General features: G+C 55.1%; 16 protein-coding genes. 7 read left to right on the top strand and 9 right to left on the bottom strand.

Annotated elements, in window-relative coordinates:
• Positions 1–621 precede the first annotated feature (621 nt).
• From C8N36_RS16705 to C8N36_RS16665, 7 genes are all read right to left on the bottom strand, one after another.
• Positions 622–1953 (bottom strand): NAD(P)/FAD-dependent oxidoreductase, encoded by a 1332-nt coding sequence (locus C8N36_RS16705; protein ID WP_097805840.1) that lies wholly within the window; start codon positions 1951–1953, stop codon positions 622–624.
• 1 nt (position 1954) lies between these two features.
• Complete coding sequence (locus tag C8N36_RS16700) at positions 1955–3505, bottom strand: trimethylamine methyltransferase family protein (RefSeq protein ID WP_097805841.1); 1551 nt, start codon at positions 3503–3505, stop codon at positions 1955–1957.
• On the bottom strand, positions 3502–4974 hold the full coding sequence (locus C8N36_RS16695; protein ID WP_097805842.1) for an aldehyde dehydrogenase: 1473 nt from the start codon (positions 4972–4974) through the stop codon (positions 3502–3504). Before C8N36_RS16695 ends, C8N36_RS16700 begins: the two co-directional genes overlap by 4 nt.
• Positions 4971–5879: a dihydrodipicolinate synthase family protein gene (locus C8N36_RS16690; RefSeq protein WP_097805843.1), complete on the bottom strand. Its 909-nt coding sequence runs from the start codon at positions 5877–5879 to the stop codon at positions 4971–4973. The genes C8N36_RS16695 and C8N36_RS16690 overlap by 4 nt, the downstream gene beginning before the upstream one ends.
• Complete coding sequence (locus tag C8N36_RS16685; RefSeq protein WP_097805844.1) at positions 5869–6573, bottom strand: GntR family transcriptional regulator; 705 nt, start codon at positions 6571–6573, stop codon at positions 5869–5871. Before C8N36_RS16685 ends, C8N36_RS16690 begins: the two co-directional genes overlap by 11 nt.
• An 869-nt stretch (positions 6574–7442) precedes the next feature.
• A complete protein-coding gene (locus C8N36_RS16675) occupies positions 7443–9395 on the bottom strand; it encodes a DUF1214 domain-containing protein (RefSeq protein ID WP_170125898.1) in 1953 nt (650 codons plus the stop codon).
• A 655-nt stretch (positions 9396–10050) separates the two neighbouring features.
• A complete protein-coding gene (locus tag C8N36_RS16665) occupies positions 10051–11382 on the bottom strand; it encodes a DUF1214 domain-containing protein (protein ID WP_170125897.1) in 1332 nt (443 codons plus the stop codon).
• Positions 11383–11483: 101 nt separating this feature from the next.
• On the opposite strand from C8N36_RS16665, the gene C8N36_RS16660 reads away from it, so the two are divergent.
• A complete protein-coding gene (locus C8N36_RS16660) occupies positions 11484–12587 on the top strand; it encodes an AraC family transcriptional regulator (protein ID WP_170125896.1) in 1104 nt (367 codons plus the stop codon).
• A gap of 533 nt (positions 12588–13120) precedes the next feature.
• On the opposite strand, the gene C8N36_RS16645 is transcribed toward C8N36_RS16660, so the two are convergent.
• Together C8N36_RS16645 and C8N36_RS24205 are read right to left on the bottom strand one after the other, a co-directional pair.
• A complete protein-coding gene (locus C8N36_RS16645) occupies positions 13121–14140 on the bottom strand; it encodes an IS110 family RNA-guided transposase (RefSeq protein WP_097805957.1) in 1020 nt (339 codons plus the stop codon).
• A 429-nt stretch (positions 14141–14569) separates the two neighbouring features.
• Complete coding sequence (locus C8N36_RS24205; protein ID WP_170125895.1) at positions 14570–14743, bottom strand: hypothetical protein; 174 nt, start codon at positions 14741–14743, stop codon at positions 14570–14572.
• An 11-nt stretch (positions 14744–14754) separates the two neighbouring features.
• On the opposite strand from C8N36_RS24205, the gene C8N36_RS16640 reads away from it, so the two are divergent.
• The 6 genes from C8N36_RS16640 (at position 14755) to C8N36_RS16615 (ending at position 22669) form a co-directional block, all read left to right on the top strand.
• On the top strand, positions 14755–15912 hold the full coding sequence (locus C8N36_RS16640) for an efflux RND transporter periplasmic adaptor subunit (RefSeq protein WP_097805849.1): 1158 nt from the start codon (positions 14755–14757) through the stop codon (positions 15910–15912).
• A 3-nt stretch (positions 15913–15915) separates the two neighbouring features.
• Positions 15916–19050, top strand: a complete 3135-nt coding sequence (locus C8N36_RS16635; RefSeq protein ID WP_097805850.1) for an efflux RND transporter permease subunit — start codon at positions 15916–15918, stop codon at positions 19048–19050.
• Between the two features lie 634 nt (positions 19051–19684).
• The gene (locus C8N36_RS16630) at positions 19685–20071 is read left to right on the top strand and encodes a Fur family transcriptional regulator (RefSeq protein ID WP_097805851.1); all 387 of its coding nucleotides are present in this window, start codon (positions 19685–19687) and stop codon (positions 20069–20071) included.
• Between the two features lie 32 nt (positions 20072–20103).
• Entirely contained in the window at positions 20104–20706 is a 603-nt protein-coding gene (zrgA, locus tag C8N36_RS16625; protein ID WP_245910904.1) for a zinc uptake protein ZrgA, read from the top strand.
• Positions 20707–20804: 98 nt separating this feature from the next.
• Entirely contained in the window at positions 20805–21422 is a 618-nt protein-coding gene (locus C8N36_RS16620; protein ID WP_170125894.1) for an ABC transporter ATP-binding protein, read from the top strand.
• Positions 21419–22669 (top strand): ABC transporter permease, encoded by a 1251-nt coding sequence (locus C8N36_RS16615; protein ID WP_097805854.1) that lies wholly within the window; start codon positions 21419–21421, stop codon positions 22667–22669. Before C8N36_RS16620 ends, C8N36_RS16615 begins: the two co-directional genes overlap by 4 nt.
• The last annotated feature ends 7 nt before the right edge of the window (positions 22670–22676 follow it).

Raw genomic sequence — 22676 nt, 5'->3', positions numbered from 1 at the left:
GGCAAGTCGCGGAAGTGCAAATCCGCATCGCAGTCCTTAACCGCTACACCGCTTTGGGCATACCAGTCACTGAGCCTGTAGGCTAAATCCGGATGAGGAAAAGGGAAGCTCGCCTTTCATCCGATTTGTGCAACAAAGCCGCCTGAATTTGTATTCAATTGAATAGCGCAATTCAATTTCCAAATTGGAAACCAATGTCAGCTTTTCGGCTACCCTCCAAACTTTGCAAAGTACACTAACTGCGCATTGCTGCCCTTCACATGTTCGGTCGGTGGTCGGCAGCGAGCCGCGAGCCGCCGAAGGACCGGTGTCAGCCCAAAGTGACTACTGTCTGATGGCTGCGAACGGCATTTCTGCAGCTGCCAACTGTTTGCCTCGACTTCCCTAGAGCGGGCATTCATACTCAACAAGACTGATTTTGACGGTCAAAGGCGGCTTGGAGCCCATTGTAACGGATGCTGCGTCATGCACGAATGTCTGGTCCCGGGCGACGGGCAAATTAATTGATAATAATGCCACCGCCATTGCGGGCATTCGTCAATGGGATGGTTGCTTAAGTGCCAGACTCCTCACGCAGCATTTATTGGATTGTGACGTGTGGGGCGGTGTGAGCCTTACAAACTACAGCTCGCCACCGGCTTGGCGTTCCTGCCATTTGAGAAATAAATTAGCCCCGATACTCGACAACGGAGCCGGTGGCAGGCGGGAGGGTAGATCGGCAGCCAACGCGCGGCTCAGGGCGTCGGAGGACCTTCCCAGTGCCAAATCCGCGACAAGACCACCAGCCAACGTGCCTTTCGCCGTGCCCAGCCCGTTCTGACAGCAGGCGGAATATAGCCGTTCGTCCAGTTCGCCGATGACCTGAACGTTGTTTCGGCTTACGCAAAGCCTCCCGCCCCAGCGAAAATCCATAGAGGTATGTGCGAGCATCGGAAACCGCGCGGCAAAGGCCCGGTCGTGATCGCGGGCAACCTTGGCGATCCGTTTGTCGCTGACTTCCATGGATGGATCGAACGTAAAGCGGTTGCGGATGATGATCCTATCCCCGCCCGTCCCGGACACACGCCGGACGGTCGTGCCCATCGGGTCAGCAGGGGTAAGGCCCCAAGCTGGGTTCCCCCCCAGACTTACGCTTTCTTGCGCGCTGAGGGCTCGGGTCATCGACGCGTAGGTAAAGACATGCATCAGGCGGTTCGGCAGATATCCAAAGCTGTTCAGGTGCCCGTTCACGGCCAGAATGACCCGCGGTGCGGTGACTCGCCCCTTGGGGGTCTTTGCGATCCAATCCGTCTTGCGTTCAAGACTGATCACGGGGCTCATCTCATGGATGAAAACACGGTTGGATCGCAGACCGGACGCGACCCCGCGCACGAACATCGCGGGCTGGATCATGGCGCAGCCCGGCGTAAACAGCCCGCTTTGATAGTAATCGCTGCCCGTGATGTTGCGCATTTGGGCCGCGTCCAGCATATCGTAGGGTTCGCCCAATGCTGTGAGATGTTTACCAAAGCTCAGGTTGTGCGCATGGCCCTTCGCAGTCGCGGCACCGTTGATCTTGCCCGAAATAATAAAGGCCTCTTCGCTTAACCCGTAGTCCTGCGCCATCTCGCGGGCATGGGCGATGCCCAGTCGGTTATCCTGCGTTTGCGCCCGATCCGTCACCAACGCGCCGCCATAATCGGCAGAGGTCAGATCATGGGGCAGATCGATCATGAACCCTGAATTACGCCCTGCCGGTCCGTCCCCAATCCGCACCGCGTCCAGCACAACGATCCGGTCGCCCGGGGCCTGCTTGGACAAACGGTGCGCTGCGGCCAACCCCGCAAAGCCTGCCCCGATAATCAGCCAGTCGGCGGTGATGTTGCCCTCCAGCGGTGTCGCAGGGTCCGCATCCGACAAAAGCCGGTTCCATGCCGCCGGGCCGGGGTCTTTGGGAAGGCGTGTGACCTTCACCTTAGTGGTCCTGATTGAGCGCGTCGACGGCCGGAATCTCTCGCTCGCGGCGCGCGATGTAATCCAGAAGGGCCTCGTTCACCCCGTCGTCTAGCTTAGGTTCTTCGTATTCATTCAGCATCGCGCGGGCCTTGATCAAGGCGCGTTCGGTGATCTCGACGCTGCCTTCCGCCTGCCACTGCTCGATTGAATTGTTGTCGAACATTTCAGGCATGAAGAACGCCTTTTGAAAATTCTCCAGCGTGTGCGGATGCCCCAGATAATGCCCACCGGGGCCGACGTCTGGCACGGCGGCAAGTGCCGCATCAAAATCATCCCACTTAATGCCTTCGGCCATGCGATAGCCCATTTCGCACATTTCGGCGTCGACAATGAACTTGGCGGTGGAACAGTGCATCCCCGCCTCATTCCAGCCAGCAGAGTGCCACATGTAATTGGCCCCTGCCATCAGCACGGCATTCATGGTCATCGCACTTTCATAGCCCGCTTGGGCATCAAACGTCTTGGCCCCGCCAAGGGTGTTGGATGTACGCCACGGCACGCCGTAATGCCGCGCCATCTGCCCGATCATGAAATTCATCAGGCTGATTTCCGGCGTGCCTGCCATGGGGGCACCCGATTTCATGCTGACCGTGGACAGATAATGACCGTAGATCGCGGGCGCGCCTTTGCGCACGACCTGAGTATAGGCCAGCGCACTCAGCGCCTCGGCGTTCAATTGCGCCACAGTGGCAGGCACGCTGGCGGGCGTATTGGCCCCGCCCAGAACGAAGGGGCTGCACAACACTGGTTGGTTGCGTTTGCTGAAGGCCCGCAGCGCCCCAAGCATCGTTTCATCCCAAACGAGGGGCGAATTACCGTTGCAATTTCCAGTCACAACGGGATGCGTGTCGATGAAATCGTCGCCAAACAGGATCGCGCACATCTCGATCACGTCTTCAGCGTTCTTGGGACTGGTGGTCATGCCCATGAACGTCTTGTCGGAGTGTTTCATCGAACTGTAGGTGATGCGCAAGTGCCGTTGGCTGATCGGGTGATCGTAGGGTTCAACAATGTGGTGTGCGGATGAATGGATCGCAGGCAGCATGTGGGACAGCTTGTGAAAATTGGCCAGATCATCCAGCGTCGGATTGCGGCGCACGTCATCAAGATCGCGCAGGAACGGCGCGCCTGTCATCGGAATGAACATCCCATGATCGCGCCCAAACGGTAGGTTATTGGCGGCATTGCGCGCGTGGTAGGTGAAAGTTTCTGGAATCGTCGCGATCAATTCACGCACCAGATAGCGGTCCAGATAGACCATCTCCCCTACCACCTTTGCGCCTGCGCGTTTCCAATCCGCAAGGGCAATGTCATCACGAAATTGAGCGCCGACGTTTTCCAGAATATCCATAGAGGCCGCGTCGATCTTTTCAATCTGATCGGGCGTCATGGGTTCGGTCAACGGCAGCTTGCGCTTCAGCGCGGGCAGCATTGTCACATTGCGGGTTTGGCGCAGCGCCTTGCGTGCGCCACGCCCGCAGCGGACGGTTCCGACGGCATCCACGCTCATCCGACGTTGTCTCCGTCTGCTGGATCGGTCAGGTCGATCCAGATGGTTTTGACTTCGGTGTATTGGTCATGGGCGTGGATGCCATTGTCACGCCCGCCAAAGCCCGATTGCTTGTAGCCACCAAACGGCGTGGCGATGTTGCCCTCGCCGTAACAGTTCACCGTAACCGTGCCTGCTTTTATGTCGCGCGCCGCACGAATGGCGCTGCGCCCCCCTGCGGAAAAGACCGATGCGGCAAGACCGTAGGCGGTGTCATTGGCCTCATGCACAGCTTCGTCGTTGCTGGCCACTTCGATTACACTCAATACAGGGCCGAAGATTTCGTCGCGGGCGCGGGCATCGTCGGCGCTGACCTCGACAACCATAGGGGCCACGAACGGACCATCCTCTTTGCTATCCAAAAAACCGCGCACCTTGGCGCAATGCTCGGCATCTATCAGCGCCCCGATGTGCGTAGCGGGGTCCAACGGATCGCCCACTTTCCAATCCCGAAGCCGCGCGTCGATCTTTTCCATCAAAGCGGATTTCAACGATGTGTGAACGATCAACCGCGACGTCGCAGAACAGTTCTGTCCTGCATTCCAGAACGCAGCGTTCACAACATGTTCAGCCACATGATCGAGGTTTTCAGCATCATCAAACACAACCGCAGGATTCTTGCCGCCACATTCCAGCACGACTTTCTTGAGGTTGCTGTCCGCCGCGTAATGTAGGAACCGCCGACCCGTTTCGGTTGAGCCGGTGAACGTTACCAAATCAACATCCATGTGGCGCCCTAAGGGTTCCCCTACAGACGGACCATCGCCCGGAAGGACCTGCAGCACGCCACGCGGCACACCTGCTTCATGCGCCAATTCGGCGACGCGCAGGGCCGTCAGACTGGTCTGCTCGGCTGGTTTAACGATGACAGAACAGCCCGCCGCGAGCGCAGGCCCGATCTTCCATGCCAACATCATCAGCGGGAAATTCCATGGCAGAATGGCCGCAACCACGCCGATTGGTTCGCGCAGGATCACGGCCAACGCTCCGTCCCCTGTCGGGGCGGTCTGGTCGTATATCTTGTCGATGGCTTCGGCGTGCCATTTGATACAATGGATTGTCTCGGGCAGATCAATCGTCTCGCAATCAAGGATCGGTTTGCCGCTCTCGACGCTTTCCATCACGGCCAGTTCACGCCGGTTTCTGGTCAGCAGTTTGCACAGCCGGATCAGCACGTCCTTGCGTGCCTCGGGGTCCAGTTTGGACCATTGGCCTTGGTCAAATGCCTCGCGTGCCTTGGTCACGGCGAGATCGACGTCCTTTGCATCCGCTGTCGAAATCTGTGTGATTTCTTCGCCAGTGGCTGGGTTGGTTGTCGCCATCATCGGACCACTGCCACGTTGGTATTTACCGTCAATAAACGGGCTACGGGGCAAATCAAGCGTGCCTGCAATGGCTGCGTATTCGGCTTTGGTCAGCAGATCAGTCATATCTTTGCCCCTGTGATGTTTGAAATGGCGGTGTTCATGGTGCGGATGACTTCGGCCAGTTCACGTTTGTCTTCTTTGTTCAAAGGTTGCAGCGGTTTGCGCGGTGGTCCCGCATCAATGCCGCGCAGCGTCAGCCCGTATTTGATGCACTGGACAAACTTGCCGCCCTGCTCAAGCACCCGCATCAAAGGCAGCATTGCCGACATGATGGCGCGACCTTTGGTGAAATCCCCCTCGACCGCACAGGCTTGATAAAGAGCGATATGCGCCCCTGGTGCGAAATTCGATCCCGCGCAAACCCAAGACCGCGCACCCCATGCGAAAAACTCCAACGCCTGATCATCCATGCCACACGACAGCGCGATATGCGGGTAATCTCGCGCCAGCATATGCACGCGATTTATATCGCCGCTGCTTTCCTTGATCGCGCAGAAGTTGGGTGAGCGGCCTAAACGGTCAAGGCATTCTTCATCCATATTGACCGACATGCGCCCAGGGTAATTGTAAAGCATCACAGGAAGGTTCGCCGCGCGGTCCACCGCCAGCGCATGCAGCGCGATTTCACGCCCCGTCGGATAGGCATAGGGCGGTGTAGCCACCAAAAGTGCATCGGCCCCTGCGGCCTTGGCGGCGGACGCGAACATCACACTGTCCTCGGTCCGGATCGCCCCCGTGCCGACGATCATCGGGACGCGCCCGTCGATGAGTGCCGCGCAGCGGGTCATCACGTCCAGCCGTTCCTCGGTAGTCTGGGCGTAGTATTCACCCGTTGATCCGGCGACGATGATGCCGTGCACACCTGCAGCCACCAGATGGTCCACCGTTTGTGCCAGCGCGGCCTCATTCAGCGAAAAATCATCATGATACGGCGTCACAATCGGCGTGTAGATGCCTTCAAATTGCATTGGTGCGGTCCTTAAATGAGATGACATCAACAGGCAGCGGATCGGGGCGCACAAAGCGTTCCATCCGGTCACGGCTGAGGTCCCAGTGTTGCAGTGTAAGGTCGATCGCCAACGCACCCTCGCGGGCCTCGATGGCTGCAATCATCGCGTCGTGTTGTTCGATCGCTTTGAGCACGAGCATCGTTTCGGACGGAGCCGCAGGACGATAGAATGTCTGGCTCATCCGCGTGTGATCAATCTGAAGCCGCGCGAGTGAGGCGACAAGATACGTGTTGTGCGCCATTTCACCGATAGTCGCGTGGAACCGGTGGTTGGCCAGTGCGGCTCCCGCCGCATCAGACGATTTTGCGGCCTTGGCAAATGTCAATTGCGCTGTTTTCAATGCATCGGTCTGACGGCCGGTCCGGTTCTCGCAAGCGAGCCGCGCGATGTTGGCGTAGATCATCGGCGCTGTTTGAAAAAATGTCCGCAAGACCGCGATGTCCATCGACGCGACCTTCGCACCACGGTTCTCGCTCATCACGACAAAGCCTTCGCCTTGCAGCCTTTGTAGAACCTCGCGCAAAGGTGTGCGCGACATCTCGTAATGTTGCGATAGACCCGCTTCATCGAGATCACTCCCGGGTTCAAGCTCCGTCGACAGGATGCGACGGCGTAAGTCATCTAGACAGTCTGATTTTGAGAAGCGACTCATGAGGATCTCCATTAATGTATACAATGTGTGTACATTCAGAATGATTGGTCAAGTGATCTAAACTTTGAGAGGCTTAGCGAGAGGCAGTCGGATTGAATCTAACTGCCACGGCATAAAGGTCGCGGGCTTCAGGTTGACTCACGTGTGAGGTTCACAACTCAATGAAACGCAGTACATGCTTAGTCACGGCCCCATTCATTGGATAATTAAAGTCGATGGCATGTACCGCGAATATAAGCGTCTCGCTTTTGACACGTGGCATTTTACGATCCGGCACTGGGAAAGCGTTCGTTAGCGCTGCCGCGGCGAAATGGCGCTTTGTCCCGCTCTTCAGACCTTGGGCCATCTAAAATGCTGCGCCCCACCTCGGACGGCCGGTTTCGAGAAGCCGCATCACAGCGTTAGATGATCAGGCCAAGGTCGGCTGTGGGCCGTTCGCTACCCTCGACACTAAGGGCGGAGACCAGCCGTTAGCTGCACCCATCGGATATTCCCACAGATCGGTGAAAGCGGTCATTCAAGCCCCCTAAGACATGGCCTGCCATGCGGTGCCGGCCATCAAGGTCGGCAATGCGCAGATAGCGACCTTTGCAAAGTTGGGCCATGCATAGGCTCGAAAGGAACGAACGGCCCAGAGCAGACCTTCACCACTCTATCTGATGCGGCAGCGCAGCTTCCCCAGACCGGCCGTTGATGCAGCGTGCAGCGTTTTCATGAGTCAGATGAGGGCAGTGCGGGACACAACCGTCATTGGTGGAGATGTTCTGACCCCTGCTAGCCGGACATATGTGAAAAAATTTCTGCTCGCCTACTGTTGAAAATCGGACGCGGCAACCATCGGCTGCCACGCCCCCGCTTTGTTTTAGTAGTTATTCTACCAGTTCGAAGTCGTTTGCTTTCCATGTTTTGTCAAAAAACGGCTCGAGCGGGCCGTATAGACGCATGATGGCAGTCCAACCTTTGGCGGGGTCGGTTTCTACCCAGTTGTTTTCCTTGCCCTCGGGCGCTTCAGGACCAAAATACAGATCTATTGTGCCATCGTCATTTGCCACAGCATCACTGTAACTGCTGATTGCAGGGTATTCTTGAGACGTGGCCATCATCGACCGGTTAGCACTGTCGTAAACAACCACAGACCAGAAGTCTTTTGCCGGAACATCTGCCGGAATGGTCAGTTTGTAGGTTTTTGCCCCATCCAGCGGTACGCCTTCGCCGTCTGTGTGGGTGCAAAGGTACTGGGATCCGACGCCCGGTTTTTTCGTCGCCATAGCCGGGGTAACCCCTGTTGCATAGGCCGCAAAGAATGCCTGGGCGTCATAGTCCAGATATCCATTGGGATCGAACGTGTAGACGCCGCCCACAAAGGGGTTCCACCATTTGCGATCTTCATAAATGTACTTTTGATCGCCGGTGTAATTCCACATGTTGGCTCGCAGCACAGCGGCCCCCACCAAGGATGCGCTTTCCAAGACTTCCTTGTCTTCAGCGGAAGGTTCGAACGGCTTACCAAACTCCATTCCGATGGAGGCCAAAAGGAACTTTTGCGCACCGTCAACAGCATTAGGGTGCTCTTCTTCAACCAAATGCCCAAGCTCTTCGAGCAATGCGTAGTTTTCTGAATGAACTGTGAGAATCTCTTCTCCAGATGCCGGAATGATTTCTGTGGGCGGTGGATTGTCGGCCTTTGCAAGTGGGTAGATCTGTAGCTTTTTGTATCGTTCATTGGCCCCGGTGGTCGTACCATCTTCATCCTGGAACGCCCGCAATGCCATCCAGACCCCGTAGGTGTTGGACTCCATCACATAATATCCATCAGGTACTTCACCCTCATACCCCGGGGGTAGAATCAAAAATTTGCCGCCTTCGCCCTTATCGGGTCCGGCGTTTCCTATATCGCCAACGTAACGCATCCACATGTCATTGAGCAGACCAAGCAACTGCGGCGGCGCATCTACAACTGTCGGCCCATCGGCCTTCAGGTCTAGAAAGGTCATTGCATAAACTGTCGTGTTATTTGCCGTCAGGAATTCGCTTTTGGCGTCCATCAGGTTTTCCCAGACGAGAACCTGATTGGGTTTGCCTGCGCCAAAGTCGGCATAGCCTTTACGCATGGCATAAAGCGACGCGCCAAACACGTTTTGCTGGATCACTTCAACCGCTCGGTATGCAAGACGCATGTCAAACAGCCGTTCAGTCGCATCAGGCGTCGGGAAGCCTTTCTCGAACTCGAAGGTTCCAAGCAGCGATTCAATTACGGTATTTTCAATGAAGCGGGTAGGTTCTTGAGCCGTCTCCGCAGGTGTCGCGGCCGTCTCCATCAGAGCTTCATCCAACAAAACGAATTCGACACGTCGGTTCAGCGCGCGGCCTTCATCCGACAGGTTGGAGGCCACAGGGCTGATCGGTCCTGCTCCCATCGCCACAAGACGTTCGGGCGCAACATTATTTGGTTCTGCCAACAGAGCGTTCCGAACCGCCTCGGCGCGTCGCTGCGCGAGATCTACATTGTAGGCAAAATCACCTTCAGAGTCGGTATGTCCAACAATTGCCAGGCGCATTTCGGGCAAGGTTTCCAATACCTTTGCCATCTTGAACAGGATCACCGGGGCGTCACTGCTCAAATCTGTGCTGTCGGTCTCAAAGAACTGGCCGCTCATCTTGACGCGACCTTCGCTGCGCAACACTACCATAACGCGGGCATCGGTCATTTCGCCGATGGCTTGGGCGCGATTGTCGGTTCCGATGCGGCTCAACGTCTGCGCTGATACGCTGGTCACAGCCATGGTTGCGCACAGCGCTACCACACTGACGGCCGTCAACATTTTGGATTTTCTGTTCAAAGAATTCGTCCCCATAGTTTAACTGATTGGTGAGCGTCGGTTGCTATCTGTTGCTGAACACACGCGTGACAGGACCTCGGAATAGGGTGTACGGAACAGCGCACAACAAGAACGCCATCCCGATTGCTTCGAGAAGGGCGACAGAACCCGCGGTTGCATACTGAAAGGCACAATCCAAAACAAACGCGATGATCATGACTTTGCTAAGTGAGGCCCACGCCGAAGAAAGAGTCTCGCGCCTGCCGTCCGTCTGCTGGTTTAGCAGGGCCTGCAAGTAAGGTTGCGCCCCCTCTTTTGCGTCTTTGTGACCATCTCGCATTGCAAACAACAGTGCCATAGTAGGTTGCAACAACAGCCGAAGACTGAACGGCCCGTTCAGCCGTTCAATCAGGTTTGTCCCAAGTTCAGGTTCCATCGCCGTTACCCCAAGCTTTTGTGTAAATGAAGGAACCAAAGCCACGAGGCAGCAGACCTGGCTCCTTCATTCGCCCGGCTTAGTCATCCAAAAGACAGCCAGATTTCGTTTTCCGTCGGTTGAGTTTCCATGACAAAGCTTCCGGCTCTGGACATGTGAAACTTGCGCGTTCCTCGCCGTGCCCGCACTAAGTTTCGAGCCATTGGGTGACGCGCTTAGCCTCTAGTTAACCTTTTCCACATCGGGTAGTTTCCAGCCGCTTTCGATCCAGCCTTCTGAGGGGCCGTAAAGACGGAAAAGCAGGAAGAAATCTTCGCCGGTCGGGACCCAATTCGCCTCCTGTCCTTCTGGCGCTTCCGGTGCGAAATACACATCAACAGATCCATCATCATTGACGTTCATGTCGGGTAGGTTGGGAGAGGAACGGCCCACGCTTTCAGCGCCTTGGATAAAACCTTTGGTTTTCATGCTATAGGCAATCGCAGCCCAGAAATCCTCTGCTGGCGTGTCAGCAGGCACGTTCAGTTTATATGTATCCTTGCCGTTCATCATGTTGCCGTCGCTGTCATGCAGACCGGTCAGGTAGAAAGTGCCGCCACCAAGGTTCTTCGGAAGATAAGTAATCCAGAAATACGAACCTCCAGCACGATCATCAATCAAAACGCTGTCTTCGGTCACGTAAGGAAATCCGGCCTCTGCTTGACCTTCGGCAAACAGCCAAACGCCCCACTTGCGGTCTTCCCACAGAGGAACCACGGATTTCGTGATGAAATGCTCCTGCATATGGTCATAGGCACATTCAAGACCACTCTGCAGCACGTCCCGCATTTCTTCATCAGGCTCAAAAGGTTTGCCCCGTTCCATTCCCAAAGAGGCGAGCATCCCCATCATTACCTTGTCCTGCTCCAGCACAGGCTCGCGTTGAATGACGGCATTGAGATCGGTGTAAAAGGTGAAGTCATATACGGGCAACGTGTTGACCGGGTTTTCTTTCACATCCACAAATTCCGTTGGTTGCGGGTTGTTAGCTTCGCTCAGAGGATGCCATTGCAGTTTTTGGGCATAGGCCGCCTGATCTGCATGGGTTCCGCCGTTCTTGCCCACGGGGCGAAAGGCAAAATGCACGCCCCAGGTATTTGATTGGTGGGTGAAATAGCCGTCAGGAACTTCACCGTCATATCCTGGCGGCAGGATCAGGTATTTACCGCCTTCGCCCTTATCCTGGCCGGTGGTGCCGACATCCGCCAACGGCACCTGCCATGCGTTGGTAATGGTGCCAAAATATGCCGCCTTATCGCCTGCTGGCGGAACGTCGATGACAATTGGGCCATTAATGGTAGTCAGGCCGCTGAATACGTAGGGTGTCACGTCGTTGGCCGTCAGAAAGCCGTGTCGTGAGTCCATTGGCGCTGTCATGTAACCGATAACGCCTGGCTTTGCACCTGCGTCCCGTTGCAGGGCCAATTCAATATCGTAGACCCCAACTGCTGGCATACCCCAGATGGCCGCCTCGCAGGCGCGGCGTTCAGCAGTGGCGCGCGCAACATCGCTCATTTGGGCCGCTGCCGGAACCGACAGCATAGATGCCGCACCTGCCACGACAGCGGAGCGCAAAATACTTGGCTTCATCAAATTCATGTTGGCTCCCACAGGTTATGCTTCTTTTATCAGCACTTATTTCACAAGCACTGTGGAAAAACGTATCAGTTTGCGCCAAACTAAAAATATTGTTTGGAGCCGGAAGTATGTTCAACAAGCCGCCAATGATCACTGCAATGGCCCTTGGGCAAATGCCCCAATTTGCCGCAGCGGAGTTGGGAGAGAAAAAGGCTGAAACTGCTTTGCAGGCGGCTGGTCTGTCTCCCTATTTTCTAGAGGGCCGGTGCGGTTACATTCCCGAGCACTCGCTTGCTGAGTTCATCGGAGGTGTGGCGCGACGCCTTGGGTACGATGGCTTGGGGTTGCTCTGGGCACCCTATCTGACGGTCGCTGATTATGGAACGTGGGGGAGATATGTGCTGAGTGCTCCCGATCTTGGAACGGCATTACGGAGGGCCCAAAAGGAGATGCAATTGCATTCGAATACAGACCGCGTGCATATGCATGTTGGATACAATGTGGTTACCTACTCCTATGATTTTGGCCTCAAGGGACATCCAAGTTATCCTGATATTGCCTATTCAGCCATTGCGGTAATTCTGAGCATTCACCGCCATTTTCTTGGGTCGCGTTGGTCCCCATTGCGAATTGAATTCAACATACCCAAAATCAGCATCGTCAGCCGGATCGAAGAAACATTTGGCTGTCCTGTCAGTTTCGGAAACGAAAGCCTCAGGATTCTTTTTCCAAGCCACACATTGGGCCAGCCTAACCCTAACATGACCCAATGTGGACAGGTTTCACGGCAGGACATTTTACGGGAACGAGTGATCGGTCCGCCGGAATCACTCGTTCAGTCAACGCAAGATCTTATCCTAGCTCAATTATCAGAGCATTCAATCTCGCTTGATGCTGCTGCCCTGTCGCTGGGAATGAGCGTCCGGACCCTGCAACGACACCTTAACGACGAGGGGGTAAGCTTTCGGGGGTTGGTGAATGATGCGCTGATGCACCGGGCTCGAGAGCTACTTGCCGTAGATGGGAATTCTGTTGGGCAAGTTGCGGCGGCGCTTGGATATTCCAGTCCAAACAACTTCAGCCGAGCTTTCTCTGCCTTCTTTGGTATGTCGCCGCGACGGGTCCAGAAAGTCCAACTTTGAAAAAGATGTATCGTTGTTGGCGGAAGATTTTAATTTGATCCTTTGGGCCAACAAGACATTGATCTCAAATCTGACATCCGAACACCAGATATCTGAAGGGACATCGGCGAATGTCCCGCATTGAGATGAGTTGGCTATTTAGCCCGGCAGATTACCGTTAGTCGATCATCAGAAATGCTACCCAGCTCGCAAATGTCAGCAATCCGGCATCTAGGAAGAAGCAACATAGCTTCTGGTGAAGTTCCGGTTTCAACGCCAAGCATGATTTGCTCGCGCTTGCAGCGAAAGTCCTGTGTGGATGGCTCTTGCATAGCAAGACATATTTGATCCGATTTGTGCATTAGTCAGAAGCAGTCATGTGTCCGGCCTGTTTGCGCGGTTTTGACCGCTGGCCCTGATGGGTTCCGCAAACCAAGTCCCTTACAGCTTAGCGGGCATTTACGCCCGGGACTTTCGACGGGGTGTCTTGGTTTTGGCGGCAGACTTATGCACCATCATCTCGCGGGTCTTGCTAACTCGTTGTTCTTCCTCCGCTAGGCCGTGTGCGGTGTATAGGGTTCGTTGCGGGTCAGAACGGCCCAGACGATCCGAGCGGTCTTATTGGCCCTGGCGACAGTCGCAAGGCGCGCTGTCTTGCGTTCCAGCAACGATATCAGCCATTTGCTTGCGCGCTCCGGGTGCGATTTGGTCTGTCGGACAAGTGATGTCATGCCAACGACCAACAATGATCGTAAGTATTGATCGCCCATTTTCGTAATACGCCCGAGCTTCTCTTTGCCGCCGCTGGATTTGTTCGCGGGCGTCAGTCCCAGCCAAGCCGCAAATTCCCGCCCATTACTGAACTGATGACCATCACCAATACTAGCGATTATCGCGGACGCTGTTACAGCACCAACGCCCGGAATGGTCCGCAATAACCGCACCCGCGCGTCTTCTTTGGCGACCAACTTGAGCCGATTTTCATACCATCGGATCCGCGTGTGAAGCGCCATGAGATGATCGCAAAGGTTATGGATCACCTCATTGGCGATCTCGGGCAAGTCCAGTACTTCACCCATCAAAATATCCTCAGCAAACCCAATGACCCGCGCGAGCCCTCTTGCAATATAGACGCCGAACTCCGCGACCATACCACGCAAACCATTGATCAGTTGCGTGCGTTGCCGGACAAGTAGACTTCGGGCGCGATGGAGCGACAACAGAGCTTGTTGTTCAACTGTCTTTACAGCAACAAACCTCATCGTAGGACGCGTCACCGCTTCACAAATAGCTTCGGCATCAATGGCATCAGACTTTCCGCGTTTGACGTATGGTTTGACATATATTGGTGGGATCAGTCGGACATCGTGGCCCAACGCCGTTAGTTCCCGAGCCCAATGATGCGCACTGCTACATGCCTCCATACCAATCAGACACGATTCAATCTTGGAGAAGAACGGCAACAACTGTGCCCGTCTCAAAGGCCGGTTAAATGCGACCTCTTCGTCTTCTGTAATTCCGTGAACCTGAAAAATGTTCTTGGCCAAATCTAGGCCGATTGTGGTAACTTTCACGGGGTGGCTCCTCTCTATGCAGATATCGACACCTGCAGTATAGCGCATCGCGACGCTGGTTGGAGCAAGAGCCATCCACCCCATCAGCAATCCGCTCTCATATACGAGGTGGGACCAATGCTGCGCTTTGCACGAATGACCTAGAAGGGCTGACACCGGTCACTGGGCAGCGTTGATCGCACGTGATTTCGCCCCAGACGCGCTGCCGCAAGGCAGCTTAGAGCCCATTTTGCCGGTTTTTGCACTTTGAACGAATGACCGCTTGTCTCCAGCTTCCGATGGCGTGGCAAAGCGTCGTGGCAGTCTATCGGGTAAAAACCGGCATAGATTTCTCGCTGAGCCGACCTTCTAGATTGGCATGCCGCTACGCGTTTAGCCGCCCGCCGCGAATGGCTGGAGGTGATTTAGCTAGATACCCGTGCGCGAAGATCAATCCAGCAGGGCTTGACCCTCCGTTATTTCCTCCAGGACATGAATCAGGCAAACAAAAGGAAATCCCAAACGATCCAGAGCAAAAGCACCCTTCTTAAAACCAACTTGGTCGTAGACACCGCTTGCGTTGCCGCCGCAAAGACCCGAATGTGATGTCATAAAGGCAATCACTGGGTGGGTCCATGTCAGGTCAAGATATCTCTATTTTTCACATGGTCACGCGCCACCTTTTTCCAATTTGCCTGCTGGCTCTGATGGTGCCACCTGCATCCGCACAGGCCCCTGCAGCACCCGCGCCCAAAGTGTCCATCGCTGCTGCATGGAGCGAAGAGATCACACGAGAGGCCAAATTCATCGGCAGGGGCGAGGCGGCCGCAAAGACTGATTTGGTGGCGCAGGTCGCTGGCGCAATCGTTGAAGTGCTGATCGAAGATGGTGCACTGGTTGAGCAAGGCGATATCATTTTTCGCATTGAGCCAGACAGCTATCTTGCTGATGTCGCCGCAAATCGCGCCTCAGTGACCCGGGCGGAGGCCAATGTAAGACTAGCCGAGATCGAATTAGACCGTAAAAAGGAATTGGTGTCGCGAGGCACAGCCCCGGAATCAGAGCTCGACATCGCAAGGGCCAATGCGTCTGTGGCCGAAGCGGATTTGTTGGCCGCCCAGGCCGCACTGCATACCGCTGAGATCAACCTGAGCCGCACAGAGATCACTGCGCCCTTTGGCGGACGGATCGGTCGCACGAATGTTAGTCTTGGAGCGGTTGTGGGCCCAACGGCCGGAGCATTGGCGACATTGGTCAAAGAATCGCCCATGTACGTCACCTTTTCACTTTCTGAACCACAGCTTCTGGGCGTTTTGGAGCAACTAGATACGGGTATTGATCAGTTGATCGAAAGCGATAGATCACCCAATGTTTTCATAGAACTACCTGACCAAACAATGCTTGATGAACCTGGTGCAATCGTATTTCTAGACAACCAGATCAACGCCTCGACTGGTACGATATCCATTCGGGCACAGTTCGAGAACAAACGCAGGATCATCCTGGATGGTGGTTTTCTAAACGTCATCATCGAAGAGTTGGAGCCCGTCCTGAGCGTTCTCATTCCACAGAACTCTGTACAGCGCGATCAGCGGGGTGACTTCGTATTGGTTGTGACCGATAAGCAATTGGTGGAGCAGCGCTATGTTCAACTGGGTATTCAACTGGAAACGGCGGTCGTTGTAGAGGACGGATTGCGTCCCGGCGAAAGTGTCATCGTTGAAGGGTTGCAACGGGTTCGCCCCGGCGTGGAGGTCAACGCGGTTTTGACCGGAACAGCCGGAGGAAACTGATCCATGCTTTCCACCGTCTTTATCAAAAGGCCCAAGATGGCCATCGTAATCTCGACCGTTCTCACTTTGGTGGGGCTTGTAGCCTACTCTGTCATTCCGGTTGAGCAATTCCCCAACATCACACCGCCCGTGGTCAATGTGACGGCATCATACACAGGCGCAAATGCTGAAACCGTGGAGAATACCGTCGCCGCCCCGATTGAGGCTGAGGTCAATGGCGTCGAAAACATGATCTACATGTCGTCCGACAGTTCCGACACGGGCAGTTACAATTTATCGATCACATTTGAAGTGGGCACCGATCCGACAATCGCAACTGTGAATGTGCAAAACAGGGTGGCGCAGGCGACACCTGGCTTGCCGGTCGAAGTGACCTCTACGGGCGTTGTGACGGAAAAATCATCCACCAGCATGCTGCTCGTTGCCACACTGTTTTCGCCCAACAACACCTATGACGAGGTGTTTTTGTCCAACTATGCCTCGATCAACCTCAAAGACGCGCTGGCGCGGGTGCCCGGGGTTGGCAAAGCTGATGTCATGACAGATTTTGCCTATGCCATGCGGCTGTGGATGAACCCTGACCGTATGACCGGCCTCGGTATCACACAGGCCGATATCATGGCCGCGATCCGCGAACAAAACCTGACGGTGTCGGCGGGCCAGATCGGAGCGCCGCCCACCTCTGATACGCAACAGTTTCAGTACACCGTGACCGCCAAGGGGCGATTGTCCACGGTGAAAGAATTCGAAAACATCATCGTTCGCACCGGAGAATCGGGCAGTGTTCTGCGGATTCGAGATGTGGCAAGGGTCGAGCTTGGCGCGAGTTTTTATGGTGTCTCCGGGCGCTACCAAGGACAGCCTGCCACTGTACTGGCCGTCTATCAGGCGCCGGGTGAAAATGCATTGGCCGTGGCCGCAGGGGTCTATGCAGAACTTGAACGTCTATCACAGGCTTTCCCCGATGATATCGCCTACGAGGTGCCATTTGACAGCACCGATTTTGTGCAGCAATCACTCAATGACGTCGTATCCACGCTGATCCTGACCTTCATACTGGTGATGACGGTGGTGTTCATCTTTCTGGGCAGCGCACGGGCCACGCTGATTCCCGCAGTGGCAATCCCGGTCTCATTGATCGGAACATTCGCTTTCCTGCTAATGATGGGTATGACCCTCAATACGGTTTCGCTGTTTGCGCTGGTATTGGCGATCGGCATTGTCGTGGATGATGCGATTATCGTCGTGGAAAACGTCGAAAGGATCATCGCGGACGAAGGGCTCCCACCCGATCAGGCAACAGCCAAAGCGATGGAGCAGATCACGACACCGGTGATCGCCACAACCTTGGTGTTGCTCGCGGTTTTCATTCCGGTGACCTTCATGCCCGGCATTTCCGGTCAGCTTTTCTCGCAATTTGCTGTAACCATTTCCATTGCGGTTGTGATTTCGTCAGTTAATGCGCTGACACTGTCACCGGCCTTGTGCGCTATTGTCCTAAAGCCGCGGTCGGGGCCGCCCAAGGGGCTGCTTGCCACCTTTGAAAAAACAGTCGACACATCCCGCAACGGCTATGCGGCTATTGTGAAACGCTTGGTGCGTCTGCCGATTTTGGGCGTCGCCATTTTGATTGCGCTTGCCTTTGGTTCCGGTTCGATGATGCGCATGTTGCCGCAAGGTTTCCTACCCATCGAAGACAACGGGTATCTGTTTGTCGACGTGCAATTACCAGATGCGGCGTCCATCCAGCGGACAGAAGCTGTCTCTGACCGGCTCGACACCCAGTTGCGCGCCATACCCGGCGTGGCCAGCACCATTCAGGTTAACGGCTTTAGCCTTTTGAACGGCCAAGGCTCCAACGGCACGATGATCATTGTTAACCTCGACAACTGGGATGAGCGCACCACGCCGGAGCTCAGCGCGGAAGGTATTTTGGCGCAAATTTACGGCATCTCGAGCCAGGAAGCCTCTGCCAATGTGCTGGCCTTCAACCCGCCGCCGATCTCGGGTTTAGGGGTTAGCGCGGGCGTTGAAATGAAGGTGCAACAAACCGGCGGCGGCGGTGCATCCGACCTGTCAGCCGCGGTGGGTTCAATGGTTTATGCCGCCAACCAACGCCCCGAAATCGCGCAAGCCTACACAAGTTTCAGCGCCAATGTGCCCAAACTTTTCGTCGATCTGGATCGTGAAAAATCCCGCACACTGGGCGTACCCATCAGTGATGTGTTCGAAACGCTTCAGGCGCATCTGGGGTCGATCTACGTCAACGACATGAACTTATTTGGCAAGGTTTACCGGGTGATGATTCAGGCCGATGGGAATTACCGAGACAAAATCGAAGATATCGGGCGGCTCCACGTGCGCACCGACGACGGCCAAATGACCCCCTTGGGCACGCTGATCAACGTCGAAAAGACCCTCGGCCCGGTGCTGATGAACCGCTACAACCTATTTCGGTCCGCAACGGTCACGGCCATCCCTGCGCCCGGCTTTTCCACCGGGGACGTCATTGCAGCCCTGCAGGAAGAATCTGCCACCGCGCTGCCCTCTGGCTATGCCTATGAGTGGACCGGCACGGCCCAGCAGCAACTTGCTGCAGGTGGCACGGTCATTCTGGTCCTGATGGCCGCTATTGTGTTTGGCTATCTTTTCCTCGTTGCGCAATACGAAAGCTGGACGATGCCAATCGGCATTCTGCTTTCGGTCACGGTCGCGCTTTTTGGGGCCTTGGCCGCAGTTTTGGTCACTGCGGGGGATGTGAACCTTTACACTCAAATCGGGATGATCATGCTGATCGGACTTGCGTCGAAGAACGCCATCCTGATCGTTGAATTTGCGATGGAGGAACGGGCAAAAGGTGCCTCCATTCGCGAGGCCGCCATGGAGGCCGCCCGGCAACGGTTCCGGGCTGTTATGATGACGGCCCTGTCGTTTTTGTTGGGCGTTGTGCCGCTGATCGCCGCCTCGGGTGCCGGAGCGGCCAGCCAACAGGCCATCGGCAAGGCAGTCTTTGGTGGCATGCTGGCCGCCACCATCATTGGCGTCATCATAGTGCCAGTGCTCTATGTTGTGCTGCAAAGCCTGCGCGAAAAGATCAAAGGCCAGAAACCTGCGACCCCGGCCGCACGGCACGAATGATCGTGCCAAAGTACCGTTCAGTCGATGGCACACTGTTAGCCACACCGCCCTGCGATCTCGCGAAAGTCCTGCGCGGTTTGCGTCGGTGTGCGCCGCCCGGCCATAGCGTGCATGGCTGCGATATTCTCAACTTCAGTGCCGCACATATACTGCTTAAAAATCGAGACGCTGCCAAAAATCTACGCGTCTTTCAACGAATGATCAATCAGGCCAAACCTTTGCATGACCACATGCCGTCGCACTGATGGTATGCGCACATTGTAGTGCTGCTGCATCCTCACTGAAATAGGTTTTCGCGGCCGCACTCTGCGCGATTGTAATCGTCGCGATGAGCGCCAGAAACTTAAAAACACCTTGAATGTGATCGTGGTCAGTGACTGCTATTTCTCAGTGATATCCACAAGATACATCGCTAGTGTACTTGCCGACATCGGCCAGGAGCGGCTTGGGGCCGTTCGCCACCTTCGAAACTAACGGCGGAAACCGGACCTTCGCCGCAAGATGAAGGTTGCGTGCCAAAACCAACAAAAGCGGTCAGGGCGTTCGTTTTTCTGTGTGCTTAGTCTCGGGGGTACAATGCCTTGTTATTTGTTACTTTATAAAATAAACGTGTTCTTATCTTTTGGAGAGGTTCATGCGCAAACAAGCGGCCATTCGGCAATCCGACGTGTTAAGAGTCTTACATGGTCATGACAAACCCATGACCGCCTACGCCATTCTCAACAAAATGAAATTGGAAGAGCCGGATCTCGCAGCTCCGACGGTGTACCGCGCTCTTGCCGCGCTTACCGGGCAAGGTCGCGCGCACAAGCTTGAATCGATCAAGGCTTTTGTTCCTTGCCGATGCGACCACGCCGCTGCGGTTCCGGTGTTGGCAATTTGCGAAGAGTGCGGGAGCGTTGAGGAGAATGACGGCACCGATCTGCTCCCCAAACTCTCGGCCATTTCTTCGCAGTCGTCTTTCCGTCCCACCCGTCACATTGTCGAAATACACGGGCAATGCCACGACTGTTCTTCCTAAGCTTTTCCCCACAACTAAATAGGATCAATCCATTGAAATTTTCACATCTTTTCGTACTTGCCGTAATTTCTGGAGCGCCAGCATTTTCCGAAACGGCTCGCCAATTGGATGCGCATGAACATGGTGTTGGGCAGCTGAATATTGCTTTCGATGGCGCGCAAGTCGCTATGGAACTAAACGCCCCGGGTGCAGATGTTGTGGGTTTTGAATATGCTGCAAAAAGCGCCCAGGATCGCGCTGCTGTGGATGCGGCAGTCGGATCTCTTGCGCGCCCTTTGGAGTTGTTTGTTCTGCCCGATGCAGCCGGATGTAGCGTTGTTCAAGCTGCAGCTGAACTTGAAGTTGATCACGAGGAAGAACACGTCGAGGGGCACGAAGAAGATGATCATGGTCATGATGACCACGCCGAAGACGAACACGATGACCATGACGAGGAGGCAGGGCATACCGAATTTCATGCGGAATACCTGCTGACCTGTGCAAAACCTACCGCCATCACTGACATCACCTTTGCCTATTTTGATGTATTCCCAAATGCACGTGAGGTCGAAGTGCAGATTATCTCTGACAGTGGTGCAACATCGTTTGAAGTGGAACGCGATGCGCCGGTATTGAACCTGCACGGTATGTTTTAAAGCGAGCCGTTTTTGTGCCAAATAGACCGCCAATCTTGCAGCTTGAGGATGTCCGCTACCGCTGGCCGGGGCGGACATCTTTTGGGCTCAACGTTCCCATGCTGAGTGTATCAGCTGGTGAGACTGTCTTGCTGCTTGGGGAGAGCGGATCGGGCAAATCAACCCTGCTCTCATTGATTTGCGGCACAACCCTAGCAACCTCGGGCCGTGTTTGTGTCGGTGATCATGACATCGCCCAGTTGTCCGCAGGAAAACGCGATCAATTTCGCGCCGAACAAATCGGTCTTATCTTTCAACAGTTCAACTTGCTTCCCTTTGCAAGTGTCCAAGATAACATTTTGCTGCCGCTCGAGTTTGCCCCAAAGCGCCGTAAATGCGTTTTCAATTCGGAAGTCGAGGCAACGCGTCTTTGCCGTGATTTGGGATTGCCAGAGGGGGTGATGACCTCAAGGGCTGGTTCCTTGAGTGTTGGACAACAGCAGCGTGTGGCAGCGGCACGTGCCCTGATCGGGACGCCACCTTTGATCACCGCTGATGAGCCGACATCATCGCTTGATGCGGCCACCCAAGCTACTTTCTTGGAGTTGTTGTTTGCCCAATCTCGGGCGCATGGCACGGCAATACTGATGGTAAGCCATGACGCACGCCTGTCCAGCCAGTTTGATAGGGTCATTCACATGGCTGACATCGCTTTGACAGAGCGAGGCACATTATGATTTTGCGCCTTGCCCTAGCATCGCTAATGGCCCGCACCCTGACAGTAAGCATGACTATCTTGGCCATTTCTTTATCCGTCGCCCTGTTCTTAGGTGTTGAAAAGGTCCGCACTGGGGCCAAGGCCAGTTTTGCGGATACAATTTCCGGAACAGATCTGATCATTGGTGCGCGATCAGGCTCGGTTCAGCTGTTGCTCTATTCTGTATTTCGGATCGGGAATGCGACCAACAACCTGACATGGGAAAGCTATCAAGACATCGCCAACCGCCCCGAAGTTGACTGGATTGTTCCGATTTCCTTGGGCGACAGTCATCGTCAGTTCCGGGTGATGGGAACGACTCCGGCCTTCTTTGAGCGCTATAAATACCGGTCGGGCCAATCGCTTGTGGTACAAGACGGCTCGATCATGTCGGACGTGTTTGACACCGTCATCGGCGCAGATGTGGCCACAACTCTTGGCTACGAAATTGGGGATCCAATCGTTGTTGCACATGGATTGGCGTCGTTCTCTGAGCATGCCAACCAACCGTTTCGGGTCTCTGGAATTTTAGAAAAAACCGGTACGCCAGTGGACCGCACAGTGATCGTCAGCCTCGAGGCCATCGAAGCCATTCATGTTGATTGGAAAAGTGGCGCGCAAATACCGGGTCAGGTGACGACACCGGACATGATCCGGCAAATGGCGCTAGAACCTCAGGCCATCACTGCCGCTCTTGTCGGTGTCAAAAGCCGCCTTCAGGTGTTTCGATTGCAGCGGTCTATCAATGAATATCCCCACGAACCCTTGTTGGCGATCCTACCCGGTGTGGCCTTGCAAGAACTTTGGCAGATCGTTGGCATTGCGGAAACGGCCCTGATCGGTGTTTCAGCCATGGTGGTTGTGACTGCCTTGATCGGTATGATGGCGACTATCTTTTCCAGCCTAAACGAGCGTCGTCGTGAGATGGCTATCTTTCGCGCCATGGGCGCGCGTCCTAGGGTGATTTTGGCTTTGCTTGTGCTTGAGGCGGTTGTGATGGCTGCTGTTGGGGCGATCTTTGGTCTAGGCCTCCTGTATCTGGGGTTGGTTCTTGGTCAACCACTGATTGACAGCGCCTTTGGTATCTGGCTGCCCATCGAGCCGCCAACCCTTCGCGAAGCTTGGGTTTTATTGGGTGTTGTTGCCGCTGGCGCAATCGTGAGCATGGTTCCCGCCCTTAGGGCCTACCGCATGTCCCTTGCGGATGGCATGATGGTGCGAATTTGATATGAAA

The organism is Pelagimonas varians (assembly GCF_003208435.1).
GTDB classification, from domain to species: domain Bacteria; phylum Pseudomonadota; class Alphaproteobacteria; order Rhodobacterales; family Rhodobacteraceae; genus Pelagimonas; species Pelagimonas varians.
Note: the sequence above shows the minus strand (reverse complement) of the source record. Positions and strands in the feature narration are given on the sequence as shown.

Coding starts and splice junctions, on each gene's coding strand:
- C8N36_RS16690 (WP_097805843.1), bottom strand. CDS start 5,879: ATGCAATTTGAAGGCATCTACACGCCGATTGTGACGCCGTATCATGAT.
- C8N36_RS16630 (WP_097805851.1), top strand. CDS start 19,685: ATGCGCAAACAAGCGGCCATTCGGCAATCCGACGTGTTAAGAGTCTTA.
- C8N36_RS16665 (WP_170125897.1), bottom strand. CDS start 11,382: ATGAGCGATGTTGCGCGCGCCACTGCTGAACGCCGCGCCTGCGAGGCG.
- C8N36_RS16660 (WP_170125896.1), top strand. CDS start 11,484: ATGCTTCTTTTATCAGCACTTATTTCACAAGCACTGTGGAAAAACGTA.
- C8N36_RS16640 (WP_097805849.1), top strand. CDS start 14,755: ATGTCAGGTCAAGATATCTCTATTTTTCACATGGTCACGCGCCACCTT.
- C8N36_RS16700 (WP_097805841.1), bottom strand. CDS start 3,505: ATGAGCGTGGATGCCGTCGGAACCGTCCGCTGCGGGCGTGGCGCACGC.
- C8N36_RS16675 (WP_170125898.1), bottom strand. CDS start 9,395: ATGTTGACGGCCGTCAGTGTGGTAGCGCTGTGCGCAACCATGGCTGTG.
- C8N36_RS16685 (WP_097805844.1), bottom strand. CDS start 6,573: ATGAGTCGCTTCTCAAAATCAGACTGTCTAGATGACTTACGCCGTCGC.
- C8N36_RS16635 (WP_097805850.1), top strand. CDS start 15,916: ATGCTTTCCACCGTCTTTATCAAAAGGCCCAAGATGGCCATCGTAATC.
- C8N36_RS16620 (WP_170125894.1), top strand. CDS start 20,805: ATGCTGAGTGTATCAGCTGGTGAGACTGTCTTGCTGCTTGGGGAGAGC.
- C8N36_RS16615 (WP_097805854.1), top strand. CDS start 21,419: ATGATTTTGCGCCTTGCCCTAGCATCGCTAATGGCCCGCACCCTGACA.
- C8N36_RS16695 (WP_097805842.1), bottom strand. CDS start 4,974: ATGACTGATCTGCTGACCAAAGCCGAATACGCAGCCATTGCAGGCACG.